We start from the raw sequence: 16,141 nt of genomic DNA, 5'->3' as shown, positions 1-16,141 counted from the left end.
TTTGAATTAAAACAATTAATACAGCCAAAAATAAAAGAACCCTGCGAAAATCTTTCACAGGGTTCTTTTATTTTTGCAATTCTTCTTTTATTTCTTTGGCATCTGCATTCCGCGTTGTTTAGCCATATCTTCCAAACGTTTTTGAAAACTTGATTTTTTGGATGGCTTCTTTTTATTTGCCTGCAATTGTGCCCTGATCTTGTCTTCATCAACAAACGAACGAATTAAATAGGTTTGACCAATGGTTATCAGGTTTGCAAGGAAATAATAATAACTCAAACCAGCCGGATAACTATTCAAAATAAAAAGAAACATTACCGGCATCATATACATCATTGTTTTCATTCCGGGCATGCCCTGAGTCGATGTAGTTTGCTGGTTCAGCCTGGTATAAAAAATGGTTGTTACCGTCATTAACAAACAGAATAAACTCACATGGCTTCCGTAAATTGGAATATCAAACGGTAACTGTACAATGGAATCGTAAGTAGACAAGTCGGTAGCCCACAGGAAACTTTCTCCCCTCAACTCAATTGAAGTCGGAAAGAAAAAGAACATCGCAATCAAAATCGGGAATTGAAGCACCATCGGCAAACACCCTCCCATCGGATTTACTCCGGCTTTTCGGTAGAGTGCCATTGTTGCTTGTTGTTTCTCCATTGCTTTGTCGGTACCACTGCCAAATTTTGCATTAATCTCATCCACCTCAGGTTTTAAGGCTTTCATTTTAGCCTGAGACATATAAGATTTGTAGGTAAACGGGAATAAAATCATTTTGATAAACACGGTCAGTAATAAAATGATAATCCCAAAATTTCCAATGTATTTGCGCAGGAAATTAAATACCGGGATAATAACATATTTATTTACAGGACGAACAATGGCATATCCAAGATAAATCTGGCGTTCCAAATCAATATCATATTGTTTCAACGTTTGATAATGATTGGGACCAAAATAAAATTGAAGCCCTATATTTTCCTGAGAATTACCTTCATAAGGGAAGGCAATATCAGCTGAAAAATTCGCTAAATAATCCGGATTATCTTCGTATTTGTTTTGTCGAATTTGTGCATTTGGAAAAGCATCGTCAGCAATTATAGTCGAACTAAAAAACAATTGTTTAAAGCCAATCCATTTTACACGGGTGCTCAAGTCTTCATCGTCATTTTTATTTTGCGACAGGTTATCAACTTCGTCTTCGAAAAATTTGTAAGTAATATAAGTATTCCTGTCTTCTCCAAAACGTGAAGCCCTCTCCTGGCGCGGCACATCAAACGACCAGGCAAAATTTAAATAGGATTGATTTGATGCAATATACTGGTCCATTCCATTCATATTCAAATCAAAATCAACCATATATGAATTGTAACTCAGTGTATAAACAAATTCCATAAACTTTCCGGGAGCAAGCTCAAGCCTGAAAGCAATTGACTCTTTTCCACCTGGATTTTCTTCATTAAATTTTATTCTGCCCTCGCTTCCGCGTTTTACGGATGGACCAGTTACAACTGTATTTTTTTTCTGCGTATTGGTTTTAAAATAAAGCTGTTCCGTTTGTATACTTCTGTTTTGTGCAAAAAAGTTTAATCCGAAAATTGTCTCCGGGCCATCAAAAAGTATAAGCGAATCCCCCTGGTATGTTTTATAACCTTTTAACAGAACAGAATAAATTCTACCACCTTTACTTGAAAAAGTAACCTTCATCAAATTATTTTCAAGTGCATAAAATTCTTCCTCCCCAACAGCACTATTCCCAAATGCGCCAAATTCATCCATTTTCTGCTGTGCCAAAATCCCGGCATCTTCAGTCGAATCTGCTTGACCTGTATCCTGTATTTTCTGAACTTCAGCTTCCTGTTGAGCTTCGATTGCTCTTTGCGTTTCCACTTGGGCAATCGAGTCTCGTTTTCTCTTGGCTGCTTCTACTTCTTCTTTTGATGGCTGATTTATGACCGAAAAAACCACCAAGATGGCAAATATGAGAACAATCCCAATAATTGATTTTTTATCCATTTTTATTGTCTTCTACTAAAGAATTTTTTATAAAATCTACAAATAAAGGATGAGGATTCAGAACTGTACTCCGGTATTCCGGATGGAATTGCACCCCAACAAACCATTTATGTTTGGGTATCTCCATTATTTCCACCAAATCTGTATCCGGGTTCACCCCTACAGGAATCATTCCCGCTTTTATATATTGTTCTTTGAATGTGTCATTAAATTCGTAACGGTGACGATGTCTTTCAAAAACAGTCAATTTGTTATACGCTTTACAAACATTTGAGTCTTTTTTGATTATCCTGCACTCATAAGCTCCCAAACGCATCGTTCCGCCGTAATCAGTAATTCCTTTTTGGTGTTCCATTAAGTCAATCACCGGATAGGGAGTTTTCGGGTTCATTTCAGACGAATCCGCTTCACTCAGTTTCAGAACGTTTTGAGCAAATTCAATAACAGCAACCTGCATTCCAAGACAAATTCCGAGGTAAGGAACGTTTTTCTCCCGCGCAAATTTGGCGGCTAAAATTTTTCCTTTCATTCCTCTGTGCCCAAAACCCGGAGCGACAATAACGCCATTGAGGTGAGAAAGTTTTTTAATGTAATTGTTTTGTTTTAAGGTCTCAGAGTGAATCCAGTTAATATTTACTTTACAGCGGTTAACAGCACCAGCATGAACCAACGATTCTGCAATCGATTTATATGCATCATGTAATTCAACATATTTGCCGACCAAACCAATCTCAATGGTCTGCGTTGGATTTTTAAGCTGAACCAAAAAATTATTCCAGGCAGAAAGATTAATATCTTCGTTTATTGGCAAATCGAGTTTTTTAAGAACTGTCAGATCCAGTTTCTCTTCCAACATTTTTAAAGGAACATCATAAATGGTTGGGACATTAACCGACTGAACCACAGCCTCAAGAGCAACATTACAAAACAATGCAACTTTTTCCCGAATTGAATTGTCGATATCATGCTCCGTTCTTAATACAAGTACGTCGGGTTGAACCCCTGCTTCAAGCAAAACTTTTACAGAGTGTTGAGTTGGTTTTGTTTTGAGCTCTCCTGTTGCAGCCAGATAGGGAACCAAAGTAAGATGAATTACCAATGCTTTTGATCCTAATTCCCATTTTAACTGACGAACAGATTCGACGTAGGGAAGCGACTCGATATCACCAACTGTACCACCAATTTCAGTAATTACAATATCGTATTTTCCCTTTGAACCAAGAATTTTAATTCTTCTTTTGATCTCATCGGTTATATGGGGAATAATCTGAACCGTTTTCCCCAAATAATCACCCCGCCTTTCTTTACTTATTACTGACTGATATATTCTTCCGGTAGTTACGTTGTTTGCCTGAGATGTTGGTGTATTCAGGAAACGTTCGTAGTGTCCCAAATCCAGGTCGGTCTCAGCGCCATCCTCGGTAACAAAACATTCACCATGTTCATACGGATTTAAAGTCCCGGGATCAACATTAATATATGGATCCAGTTTTTGAATTGTGACATTGTAGCCACGCGATTGCAGCAATTTAGCCAGCGAAGCAGCTAAAATACCTTTACCAAGCGACGATGTAACACCACCTGTCACGAATATGTATCTTGTATCAGCCAATTTTCAAGAATTTTTGGTTATTAAAAAGTGACAAAATTAATCAATAAATACGATTTGAAAACATAACTCCATGCAAATTGGAAATTTATAGGAATAAAATAATAACCTTTCGTTGTTGATTACTTATCTATTTAACAATAATAGACTTGATTTAAATACAATATTCAAGTTTATTTAGTTCCATTGTCCGAAATATTCAAATCATACAGTTTAATACATACAAAATCGTACCACGACTCATACCTGACAAAACGACACTCATTTTATTTACTTTTGTGAACAAATAAAAAAAACATTGAACACATTTGTGTAATTTATTTATTTTAAAGTGATTGCGTTTGAAAAAAATAAATAATCATGAGGAATATTTATTTCTTAATCTGAATTGAGTAAGAATAATTCTTTGTTTTGGATTTGCTTTTAATGTTATCTTTCGTTTTCTTACTGGTAATTTTATAATGGATATTATTTTCAGGCGGCAGTTTAAAATCTATTTTGAACCTTTTTTTTGTCTTTAGCCGTATTCCCCGGTTTTTAACTCCTCCAAAACGAATGTTTTTAATTAACCGGGCGGCTTCTTCATCACACCCGTAGCCCGGCCCTTTTTGAATTTGTATTCCTTCAACATCGCCATTATCATTTATTTCGGCTACCAAATAAACAATACCTTCAACACGATTTGCAGCCGCCTCTTTTGGGTAAACCAAATTTTCTTTTATATACTTTTGTAGCGCTTCTTTTCCTCCCGGGTATTCCGGAAGTTTAATAAATTTCTTTTCTGTCTTTTTCACAAATAATGCGTTTAACCAAATGTAATAAAATACGAGTCAATAAAAAAGGCTGCCTTTCTCAGACAACCTCTTTCTCTCAACTATCTATCTCTAAATGATTTTATTACTTCATTTCCTCTTTTAATTGTTCTATCCAGGACTGAATTCTTTTCTGCGTTAAACGAGCCTGGTTTTCCTGATCAAGAGGTAATCCGACAAAAGTATCGCCTCTTTGTGCTCTAGACGATTCAAAGGTGTATCCTTCGGCAGGAATTTTTCCAATCACCTTAGCCCCGCATTCCTCCAGTATTTCAACCAGTATTCCTATTGCATCACAAAAATTCTCAGGATATCCTTTTTGGTCACCCAACCCAAAAACGGCAAAAGTTTTATTTTTTAAATCCATATCTTCCAAATCCGGCACAAATTCGTCCCAATAGTTTGGAAGTTCACCATCAAACCAGGTTGGTGCGCTGAGTATAAAATTGTCGTAGCTTTCAAAGGTTTCTGTAGTAATTTCTTCAGCATTAATGGCGTCAATTTCTTCTTTGCCAAAAACATCAACAATCTTCTCAGCAACTTTTTTCGACTTTTGAGTATGAAAACTATATATTATTGCAGTTTTGCTCATGATTTCAAATTTAATACTTAACTAATTCTTTTACGGCATTATATATTTTTTCCGTATTGGGAAGTATAGCCTTTTCCAGAATACGGTTAAAACCGACTGGTGTAAATGTTGAACCTACTCTTCGCACCGGCGCATCCAAATATTCAAACGCATTTTCCATGATAAAAGAAGCTACTTCGCCACCAAAGCCCCCGTGGACTTTATCTTCATGAACAATCAATACTTTATTCGTTTTTTTCACCGTTTTTATAATTGCTTCTTCATCCATAGGTACCAGCGAACGCAAGTCAAGGACTTCAACACTTAGTCCTTCTTCCTGCAATTTTTCTGCTGCCTGCAAACTCAAATGAGTTGTATTTCCGTAGGTAATAATTGAAATATCTGCACCTTCCTTTCGGATTCTGGCTTTCCCAAATGGTACTTCAAAATCATCGGGAACAATAGTTGCCGCCTGTGGTGCCTGGTATAAAGCCTTGGGCTCCATAAACATCGTCATTCCTTTTGAACGAATCGAAGTTCTCAACAACCCGGCAGCATCGTCTGCAAACGAAGGGTAAACTATTCGTACACCAGGTATTGCTGCCAAAGAGCCTTCTAAATTCTGTGAGTGATACATTCCTCCTCCGATATACCCTCCTGAAGCAAGGCGAATGGTCACATTTGGACTAAATTTTCCATTCGATCGCCAGTAATCATGACTGGTATCGACATACTGTTCCATTGCCGGCCAGAAATAATCAGCGAACTCAGCTCCTTCAACTACTACCCTTATTTTTTCATTATAGCGCGACATTCCGTTTGCGGTACCAACAATAAAGTCTTCAGCAATTGGAGCGTTAAACACCCTTTCCGCGCCAAATTCCTGCTGCATTCCTTTTGAAACATTAAATATGCCTCCTTTATCCTTGTTGGCCATATCCTGCCCCCAGATAAACGTATCAGGATTCTCTCTGAATTCAGCTTTTAAGGTTTCATTCAAAGCCGTAATCATTTTCTTTTTTTCTCCCTCTGCATTGTGTAATCCATCAGGATATTTTTGAGAAACATACGGTTCAGGCACTACAAAATCCAAAACGGATTCCGGAGCAGGATCGGGTGCTGACATCGCAGCTTTATGCGCCGCTTTTATCGTTTTTTTGGTATCTTCTTCCAGCGTTTGAATTTCCTCTTCAGTGAAACGTTTATACCTAATTAACAAACGTTTAAACTTTGCAAGCGGATCATATTCTTCCACATAATTCCGTTCTGATTGGCTGCGATACAGCAGGTGGTCATCGGAATTGGAATGTGAGTGCATACGCACACAATTGGCTTGAACAATCACTGGTTTTGATTCTTCTATAGCATATTTTTTAGCCTCTTCCATTGCATTCATCGAGTCAAAAACATCTTTCCCGTTACAATGAATGATTCTCAGATTTTTGAATCCTTTGAAGTTATTGGCAACCTTCCGTTGTGCAGTCTGGTCTTTTTTAGGGACCGAAATTCCATATCCATTATCCTGGATAACAAAAATTACAGGCAATTCTTCCTTATCAGCTCCGTTGATGGCTTCATAAACATAGCCTTCACTAACTGAAGATTCTCCCTGACCACTAATTGAAACCGCTTTTTCCCCATAGTATTTAATGGCTCTTGCTGTTCCGACAGCATGTAATGTGTGGTTACCGGTTGACGAAGAAACACTATGAATATTCCACTCCGGTTTTGCCAGATGGTTCGACATGTGTCTTCCTCCACTTGATGGATCTGTTGCTTTTGAAATACCATTTAGAATAATTTCTTCCGCCGTCATTCCCGCTGAAAGTGCTGTCAGCATTTCACGGTAATATAAAAACAAATGATCTTTATTTTTTTCAAAAACCTGTCCAACTGCAAGCTGAATCCCGTCGTGCCCCGCGTAGGGTGCATGATATGACCATCCGATGGCTTGTTTCAGATAGTTTGGGGCTTTATCGTCAATTGCACGCCCGACTGATAGCAAACGGAACCATTTTTCGAGTGTTTCTTTTGGCGTCTTTTTTATTGAATAAATTTTTGGGATGTCTTTATCTGTCATTTTCCTTGTTTTAAATTGAACGATTAATGTCAAACTGCTCCAGATTATCAGCAATCTTTCTCAGGAATGCACCTCCGAGTGCCCCATCAATAATTCGATGGTCGTACGACAACGAAAGGAACATTTTATGTCGAATCACAATAGCATCGCCTGTAGGAGTTTCCATTACAGCCGGCTTTTTTTCGATGCTTCCAGTAGCAAGAATAGCAACCTGAGGCTGATTTATAATTGGTGTTCCTATTATGTTTCTAAATGTTCCAAAATTCGTAATGGTAAATGTACCTCCCTGTATTTCTTCCAACGAAAGTTTATTGCTCCTGGCTGCATCTGCCAAACGATTTAATTCCTTTGTTATCCCGAGCAAATTCTTTTGTTCCGAGTTTTTAATTACCGGGACAATCAAATTTCCATCGGGCTTTGCAACTGCTATGCCAATATTAATATCCTTCTTCATGATAATTTTATCACCATCAACCGACGAATTTACCAACGGAAACTCAGCCAAAGCAGCAGCTACTGCTTCAGTAAAAACCGGCATATAAGTAATTTTCTCACCATATTTTTTTTGGAATTCATCTTTGTACTTATTTCTCCAGAAAACCAACTCGGTAACATCAGCTTCAACAACAGAAGTGACATGCGGAGAGACTTTCTTGGACATTACCATATGGTCAGCAATCATTTTGCGTACACGATCCATTTCTATAATCTGATCGTTTGCACCAATCGAAACCGGCATTGGAGCATGTTCTTTTGTTTCGACTGCCTTAGCTGCTGATACTTTCTTTTCTGTTTGCGCAGCTGTTTCAACTTTTGCTTCTCCTCTGTTTTTAAGGTAGTCCAAAATGTCTTTTTTCTGAACTCTTCCATTTGCGCCTGAACCTTCAATGGTTTCAAGCTCTTCCAATGAAATATTTTCTTCTTTGGCAATCGTACGAACCAAAGGAGAGTAAAAACGGTTTGAAAGTTCTCTTACATTTTTCTGTTCATCAGTACTTAAAGCGGCTTCTTTTTCCGACCCTTCTTCTGATTCTTTACTTTCGGCGGCACCTGCGTCTTCATCTTCACTTATTTCTCCACTTAAATTCACAACGGCTAAAACTTCGCCCACCGGAACCAAACTATCCTCCGGAAACAAAATCTTTTCAATAATGCCGTCAACCGGCGAAGGAATCTCAGAGTCAACTTTGTCTGTAGCTACCTCAAACAGCATATCATCTTCTTCTACAGTATCTCCCTCTTTTACAAACCATTTCGTTATCGTGCCTTCCTGGATACTTTCACCCAGTTTGGGCATTATAATATTAAATTTTGACATAACTTTTTAGGTTTTTTTTCATACTATTTGTAATTTACACATACAATAACATTAGGTAAATTGAAATGTTCACATTACAATTTCAGTATTTAAGATTTTTTATATCAAATTTTTCTATTGAAAATTTAAACCATCTATAAGTTACAAAAATGTCATAATCTTTGAAAGAAAAACAGGAGCAAAGAAAATTCTTGAAGACGCATCAAAACAAAACAAAAGCCCATTTTACATTTGTAAACAACCAACTAATTCACTGACTGATAGAATCTTATGTCTCTCAAGGTATTCTTCAATTCCTTTAATTATCTGAACAGGAATAAATGGATCTTTAAAAATAGCTGTACCAACCTGCACAGCAGTAGCACCGGCCAGCATAAATTCAATTGCGTCTGCCGCATTCATAATTCCTCCCATTCCGATAACAGGAATTTTTACAGCATTGTATACCTGCCAGACCATTCTCAAAGCAATAGGCTTTATTGCAGGACCGGAAAGTCCACCAGTGACAGTTGAAAGAAGCGGAATTCTTTTTTCAGAATCAATGGCCATTCCCAAAAATGTATTTACAAGCGAAACACTGTCGGCACCCTGCCCTTCCACTGCTTTGGCTATCTCGGTGATATCGGTTACATTGGGTGAAAGTTTAACAATAAGCGTTTTATCATATACCCGTCGTACTTCCCTTGTAACTGCCTCCGCACTCGGACAACTAATGCCAAAAGACATCCCACCTTCTTTCACATTTGGACATGAAATATTTAATTCTATTGCCGGAATTTTGTCTAATTCGTTTACTTTTTCGGTTACCGCAATATATTCTTCAACTGTGGAGCCATTTACATTTACAATTAATGGCGTATTATAGTCCTTGATTCTTGGGTATATGTTTTCAATAAAATAATCAATCCCTTTATTTTGCAAGCCTACTGCATTTAACATTCCTGAAGCTGTTTCAGCCATCCTTGGATAAGCGTTCCCGTCTCTGTTTTTCAGAGTAGTTCCTTTTAATAGTAATCCCCCCAACTGACCAACATCGTAAAAATCGGTTAATTCTTCGGCAAAACCCGATGTTCCCGATGCTGTCATTACCGGATTTTTCAAATCCAGATCATCTATTTTTACTTTTAAATTTACCATTTCAATTCCTTTATATTAAATACCGGTCCTTCTGTACATATGCAAAGATTTCCTTTTTGTGTTGGCTCAATACAACAGAGGCAAACACCAAATCCGCACGCCATCAGATTTTCAAGTGAAACTTCACAAAAAACACCTTCCTTTTTTGCAATTTTGGCAACAGCCTTCATCATTGCATCGGGGCCACAGGCATAAATTTTGTTGTAATTGTTAATTTGCTCAAATATGGAGTGATGTGTAACAAATCCTTTTTCTCCCAAGGAGCCGTCCTCGGTGGTATAATGCAAATTTCCGTATTTAGCATAGTCTGAAACATCAATATGATCCTCTTTACTTCGGGCACCAAGTAAAATATCGACGTTTTCTTTAACTAATCCTGATTCTTTTGCCAGAAACAACATGGGCGCCACCCCACTTCCTCCTCCTATTAACAACACCTTATCTTCCTTTTCAGGATAAGAAAAACTTTTTCCTAAGGGATATACTATATTAATGGTATCTCCATCTTCTGCCTCTGTCAATTTTTTTGAACCACGGCCTAATATTTTAACTATCAAAGACATGGTATTTTGGGTGTAGTCTACTTCAAAAACAGAAAAAGGCCGACGAAGAAAAATTTCCTTTGAGTTTTTCACCTCTACGTTTACAAATTGTCCGGGTGCTATCTGCGGTAATGCTTTCTTTGAAAGCAATTTAATCAGAAAATTAGATGAATTTAATGCTATATTTTCAACTACTTTAAACTCTTCAACAAACTTTTTACTCATCTTAAAAAAATTTGTGCACAAAGATAACCAATAATTTTAGTAACAAATGAACCGGACAGCAATGTATAAACAAAAAAAAGCCGTTATACTATCTATAACGGCTAGCAACTTCTGTACTTTACGATCTACTAAAATTAACTAAACAAAATTGGGTTTGTAATTAAGTTGTATATCTACTATTCAACATCTTGTCTTTTTTGTGAACTATCATGAAACAAATGTAAACATTTTTACTTAACATCCAAGTATAAATGTAAAAATATTTACATCTATAGTATATCGAATTGTAACACATGGACAGAAATGTTAACTAGGTTTGTGAAAATGCATTTAGTAACTTTAATACAATTGATTAAATAGATGTGAATGAGTAGATTATGAAAAATATTGATATATAAAACCAATAACTACCTATTAAGTTGCTATTGGTTTTTATTATTTGTTTTATTTTTTTTGATTTGTTCAAACAATAAATGACATTTCACAATACCGACCAAAAATATCTTTGTCTATTTATTATTATATGTAACAAATGTACCGTCGTTATATAGCAGTACTATTTTGTCTATTTGCTTGTTATTTAACAAATGATTTGAGGACTCTGTGCTTTTACTTCTTTTTTGAGGACTCTCTTTCTGACCGGTTTCATTTTTAACGAACTGTTCTTGTGCTTTTTCTATCATATTCCCTTCTCCTGTCAATAACCACCTGGCGTTCAACTCGGGAAATACAACAAGCATTTTTTCAATCAAAGAAGCTCCTGGTTTATTTCGGCCATTTAAGATATGAGAGATATTTGAACGCTGTACTTCGAGAAGTGAAGCCAACTCACCGGCTGCTATTCCTTTGTAATCAATAAATTTTTGAATTCGCTCTTTCATCTCTGTTTGGTTTTATGTGCCAGAAGTTGTGTTCTATCTTTAATTAAGATAGATATACAAATGTAACTATTTTATTCAGAATTGCAAATAAATTTACATTGGCGTTTTATAAATTTTATTTATAAAAGGACGTTTATTTCATTCATTCTGCAGTATAATTCAGATTAATTAAATACCATAAAAAACTGAATGATAGTAGATTATGAGTAAATATATATAAAATTTGGGTCATTTTCTGTTGCATAAAAACCTATTATTATAATTAGCTTAATATAAATATATTTAAGTAATTGATTTAATGAGTGATATACTAATTGTATAACTTATTTACAGTAACCTGAGCTACACCAAATAAATTTCTATAATTTATTGTAGAATTATTAATAATTCTGTTTACTTTTATAAAATTTTCTGCTTCTTCAGGTAAACTGAGTTGAAATTGCACCTCTGCTTAGCAAATCACATTTGTTTACATTTATACATTTAACGCTTGTTGCGCATAAGTACTTCATGTATAGATTTGTAATATTAAAATATTCTAGTTTCATATGTAACATACATAAATGCTGTTAAAGAGGATATGGAAATAGCTAATTTTCGAGGTCAACTGTCTTAATTAATGAATGCCAGCCGAGATACAATATTCGTATTAAATACGTTTTTTTATTCAAAAATTAGCATTAACATAGCAAGAACAAAAAATTGATGTACATTCAGTCATAAAAAGAAAAATATTGGATTCTCATGGACTTAAAATATAAAAATATTTGAGACAAGTTATTATTGATGTGATACTTAGTTAATAGATTAAGTGGTTTAAAATAATTCAGAAGAAAATAGAAATAGATAAATTTTAGAAAAATGCGATCGTTTCAACTGCTATACATACTCCTTTTTACAGGATTATACATCCTCGCATGTTTGGGAGCTTATTTAGATCTCAGAAAACTTCTTCGAAACAAAAGATTTAAAATTGGCTATTGGCTGTATGTTATTATGTTTATTTTCTTTTTTGTCTTTTTATATATTTATCCCAACCAGCCAAGAGAAGCAGATAACTATCTTACTTATTTTTACTTTAATGCTTTTCTGTTTATCGACCTAACATTGAAGATTGTTTTAAGTTTATTTTATGTGTTAGGGAAAGTCTTCAGAAGTAAAAGAGTCATTCCCTTTGCAGGCCTTATCATTTCAATTAGCCTGGGGATAACAATGCTTTGGGGTTTGTCAGCAGGAAAGAATAAGATTAAAACTACAAATGAAAAGCTTTATTTTTCTGCGCTTCCTGAAGGGTTTGAAAATTTCAAAGTTGTCCATATATCAGATATACATTTGGGAAGTCTAAAAAAATCGAACAAGCTACTAACAGAAGTCCAACAAAAAATCAGAGACATTAACCCGGATTTAATTTTATTTACTGGTGATTTAGTCAATAACTTTTCATATGAAACAGAGGGGTGGAATGGCATTTTTGATGAGTTAAACTCCAGGGGAACAAGTTTTTCTGTTCTTGGGAATCATGATTATGGTGATTATACGAACTGGAAAACCGAATCGCTAAAGCAAGATAATTTTGACGAAATCGTGTTCTCAAATTCAAATCTTGGATTTCAGCTACTGCGAAATGAAAACAAAGTTATTTATCGGGGTACCGACTCCATTTTTGTGGTAGGTGTTGAAAATTGGGGACATCCGCCTTTTCCGCAATATGCTAATCTGGAACGGGCTGGAAAAGGAATTCCAGAAGATGCTTTTAAAATTTTAATGACACATGATCCGGCTCACTGGGAAACTGTTGTAAAAAAAAATGGAAACTACCAGTTAACTCTTTCAGGACATACACATGGGTTACAGTGGGGAATGAAATTGGGCGGAATTCCTTTTAGCCTTGCTTACTTAACCCGAAAGAACTGGGGTGGTTTATATCAGGATGGAAACAATTTCCTTTATGTAAATACCGGACTTGGAACCGTGGGAATTCCCTGGAGAATTGACATGCCGGCAGAAATAACCGTATTTACACTAAAGAGAGCTAAAATTGACTGAGAATAATAAATCAAAGTACATATTGTTTAATTCAGGAAGATACGATCCACGCAGACCGATACTTGCAGGAGCATAAAACCTTAGAAAGTTAACATCGCCTGTTATTTCAAGTCCTACAGAAGAAATATCTTTAGTATATCTTCCTACTATTTTCCCATCATCGTAAACATTTCCTTTCAGGCGGGCAAAATCACCAAAAAAGGAAGCTTTAACACGTTGCAGATACAAGAGGCCGGCCAAACTCCATTCGGGGTAAAATATCGGAAACTTATAATCAGTGCCTACAGTATACATTTCAGTTGTACTAATTCTACCCCAGCCTCTTGGGTACCTTACAACATCGGAAAAGCTAAAAGACTCACTGACATTCTTATCCTGAATTCCTCCGTAGATTTTAATTCCGTGATTTTTCATCAAACCCGGTAGGTATAAAATTGATTGTAAAACACTTTGGTTCCCCAGATTTGTTTCTCCCGACGGCGAGTGTTGATAATAGCCGTCAAGCACAATTCCAAAATCAGGATAAACATCCATTGATGCTTGTTTTAAAAGCTGATGATAATATAACCTGTATGTAACAGACTGATAATTTCCTTTAAAAAAATTATCGGGAGTTGATGGATTGTGTTTGTAACCGGTATATTCGTATTGAACCTCTGGTTGAATGAGTCTGTTAAACGGTCCTCTTGTCAATGTAAAAGGTACGCTAATATTTGCTTGGGCACTTGTAATTTTCCATGTAAAGTCCTGCAAAGTTGTATCCTGATGTATAACTTCACCTTGCTCATTTTTTGTTTGTCGAATCTGATAGTATTGTGAAGCCCTGTTTCCCTTACTAACTTCAAAACTCAAAACAGGATACCAACCTTTGTATGTATACCTGGCATAAAACTGCCCCGTTTCTTCTGTAACATCCCATTTGTACCCTAAAATAGTTTCAGCCGTTCCCAGCTTATTTTGCGACATAATACTTGCTCCCGGCGTAATTTCATATGAATTGACATCGACAAACGCCGGCGCCCAACTATGGAAGTTAAGTAAATGTGCCGTTTTATTGTATTTTTTTGAGCGGTACCCTAAAGTATCGGGCGCATCGAAATCAGGGATACCAAGTTCTTGTTTGGCAAGTGCATCGGCAAGAAAATATTTAGCTCTTTGCACGCTTGTTATTGCAACGGGGCTTATTTCCTCCAGCTTTATCAAACTGAAACCATCGGAAGTGTAATTGCTTAAAAGGATTTTCCCATTAGCTGAAATAGCCGGGTATTCAGCTCCAAATCTTGGTTCGTATAAATAACGTATATTCTTGTCATTTAAATTATATGAATACAAACCATTCTTTCCGGAGTAGCTGCTTATAAAATATAACGAGTTTCCTTCAAATATTAATTGTTTTATTTCACCTAAATCTTTTTCAACCAATATTTCCATATCATTTGTCCGGAGGTTTATTTTGGCCAGCTTTTTTCCGTTTTTTGTTAAAACAACAAGCGCTATCTCATTTTTATTCAACCATTCAGGAGAAAAGAAATAGTTGTTATTCTTTGATTGAAAACGATGGAGCAATTCTCCCGATGGAACGGAATAAACAGAAACAAAATAGTTATTTGAAAAATCGGTTTCGACCAGTGCAACACTCGATTTATCGGGAGATATGGAAGGACTAAAACCTTTAAACTCCGGATAAAACTCAGCCTTTTTTTTATTGTTGAGATTTAAAATTCTTATTAATGATTTTCCACTGTGCGACCAGCGGGGATCAGGGACCTGTTCGGACCACACAAGTATATTTTCCCTGTAATCTACTGATTCATTAAAAATAGTTCCGGGAAAAAAAAGATCTTTCTCATTCCCGTATCTGTCAATAGATACAAACCGGCCTATTTTATCGAGAGATGTTTTGTACGAAATTATCAATGAATCGTTTAACCAATGATTGTATTTATAACTGGTAAACCTTACATTCTCTCCTGAAACTTTTTGAAATGAGGCTGATGAATATTTTTTGTCTTGTTCTGTCCAAACTGTTTTTAAACTATCAAAAACAGCGTGATAAAACTGAACTTTATTTTTTCCTGTAAATTTTTTCAATGTTGAATTAAACGGCGAAAATGCAAGAAAGCGTTGTCGTCCGACATTTGTCAGCACGGAATCCCAGATTTCAGTACCGTATTTTAAACGCCCATTTCCAACCAGGTAGTAACCTAACTTATAATGATTGGGAACAAAATCTTTATAGGCCCCATTATAGGCTTTGTCGTAAGAATAAATTCCTTTTTCAACTACCTGCGCCTTATGTTCCATTAAAAAGGAAGGGAAACGCCCCCGCCCATATTTGCTAAGTGCCGTTTCAGTAGCAACTGCATCGCCTTCGATAAACCACCATGGCAAATAACCTCCGAAAATGAGTGCTGTTCCCTGTTCACCCAGAATCGCTTTTATGAGCCCGGGGATTTCGCTGTTAATCTTATCGACCTGAACGACATGCCTGAATTCGTGTAAAGCCAATTGCTCCAGCCAATCCTGCGGATAAATATCCTGATGAGGAGTAGTATAAAATTCAGCTCTTTTAGGTGCCCAGGCTACCAGTCCGTTTGATTTTACGGTTTGCGTATGAAGAATAACAGAGATTTTTTTTGGTTTGTGTTTTAAAGAGTGGCCTCCGTAGTTATATACTTTTTCCAAAACCCACGTCAATTTTTGTGCCTGGGTTTCATAATAGTCCGGATAAATAATCTGAAAATTAGTTGTATTGATCTGTCTCCATTTAATAGAAGCAGGGTCTTCGCCTGTTTGAAAATACTGGGCTTTAGATACCACAAAACAAAACAATAAAACAACAGGGAAAAACAATTTCTTCATTCAAGTAGTTTTAGTTTTCCAAAATACGTAAAGAAGTTTAAT

At 36.1% G+C, this 16,141-nt stretch carries 11 protein-coding genes; 1 reads left to right on the top strand and 10 read right to left on the bottom strand.

Translation table 11 applies throughout. The annotated features are described in order from the left end of the window. Window positions 1-87: 87 nt before the first annotated feature. From yidC to GM418_RS26615, 9 genes are all read right to left on the bottom strand, one after another. Window positions 88-2,016 (bottom strand): membrane protein insertase YidC, encoded by a 1,929-nt coding sequence (yidC, locus tag GM418_RS26655; protein WP_158870649.1) that lies wholly within the window; start codon window positions 2,014-2,016, stop codon window positions 88-90. After that, the gene (pyrG, locus tag GM418_RS26650) at window positions 2,009-3,628 is read right to left on the bottom strand and encodes a CTP synthase (RefSeq protein WP_158870647.1); all 1,620 of its coding nucleotides are present in this window, start codon (window positions 3,626-3,628) and stop codon (window positions 2,009-2,011) included. Before pyrG ends, yidC begins: the two co-directional genes overlap by 8 nt. Before the next feature lie 368 nt (window positions 3,629-3,996). Continuing rightward, window positions 3,997-4,419 (bottom strand): energy transducer TonB, encoded by a 423-nt coding sequence (locus GM418_RS26645; RefSeq protein WP_158870645.1) that lies wholly within the window; start codon window positions 4,417-4,419, stop codon window positions 3,997-3,999. Between the two features lie 103 nt (window positions 4,420-4,522). Further along, window positions 4,523-5,029, bottom strand: a complete 507-nt coding sequence (locus GM418_RS26640; RefSeq protein ID WP_158870643.1) for a flavodoxin — start codon at window positions 5,027-5,029, stop codon at window positions 4,523-4,525. A gap of 10 nt (window positions 5,030-5,039) precedes the next feature. Beyond that, window positions 5,040-7,088, bottom strand: a complete 2,049-nt coding sequence (locus GM418_RS26635; protein ID WP_158870641.1) for an alpha-ketoacid dehydrogenase subunit alpha/beta — start codon at window positions 7,086-7,088, stop codon at window positions 5,040-5,042. Window positions 7,089-7,098: 10 nt separating this feature from the next. Continuing rightward, complete coding sequence (locus tag GM418_RS26630) at window positions 7,099-8,406, bottom strand: dihydrolipoamide acetyltransferase family protein (RefSeq protein WP_158870639.1); 1,308 nt, start codon at window positions 8,404-8,406, stop codon at window positions 7,099-7,101. A gap of 225 nt (window positions 8,407-8,631) precedes the next feature. Then, window positions 8,632-9,543, bottom strand: coding sequence for a dihydroorotate dehydrogenase (locus tag GM418_RS26625; RefSeq protein WP_158870637.1), 912 nt, complete (start codon window positions 9,541-9,543; stop codon window positions 8,632-8,634). Then, window positions 9,537-10,310: a dihydroorotate dehydrogenase electron transfer subunit gene (locus GM418_RS26620; protein WP_158870635.1), complete on the bottom strand. Its 774-nt coding sequence runs from the start codon at window positions 10,308-10,310 to the stop codon at window positions 9,537-9,539. Before GM418_RS26620 ends, GM418_RS26625 begins: the two co-directional genes overlap by 7 nt. Before the next feature lie 509 nt (window positions 10,311-10,819). Next, complete coding sequence (locus GM418_RS26615) at window positions 10,820-11,191, bottom strand: helix-turn-helix domain-containing protein (protein ID WP_158870633.1); 372 nt, start codon at window positions 11,189-11,191, stop codon at window positions 10,820-10,822. An 861-nt stretch (window positions 11,192-12,052) separates the two neighbouring features. On the opposite strand from GM418_RS26615, the gene GM418_RS26610 reads away from it, so the two are divergent. Next, window positions 12,053-13,237 carry a metallophosphoesterase gene (locus GM418_RS26610; RefSeq protein ID WP_158870632.1) on the top strand — a complete coding sequence of 395 codons (1,185 nt, stop codon included), beginning with the start codon at window positions 12,053-12,055 and terminating at the stop codon, window positions 13,235-13,237. On the opposite strand, the gene GM418_RS26605 is transcribed toward GM418_RS26610, so the two are convergent. Then, window positions 13,214-16,099: a TolB-like translocation protein gene (locus tag GM418_RS26605; protein WP_158870630.1), complete on the bottom strand. Its 2,886-nt coding sequence runs from the start codon at window positions 16,097-16,099 to the stop codon at window positions 13,214-13,216. The two genes, GM418_RS26610 and GM418_RS26605, sit on opposite strands and share 24 nt — an antisense overlap. Window positions 16,100-16,141 lie beyond the last annotated feature (42 nt).

It is taken from the genome of Maribellus comscasis, assembly GCF_009762775.1.
Classification (GTDB): Bacteria; Bacteroidota; Bacteroidia; order Bacteroidales; family Prolixibacteraceae; genus Draconibacterium; species Draconibacterium comscasis.
The sequence above is the reverse complement of the archived record's forward strand: the minus strand, read 5'-3'. Positions and strand labels throughout refer to the sequence as shown.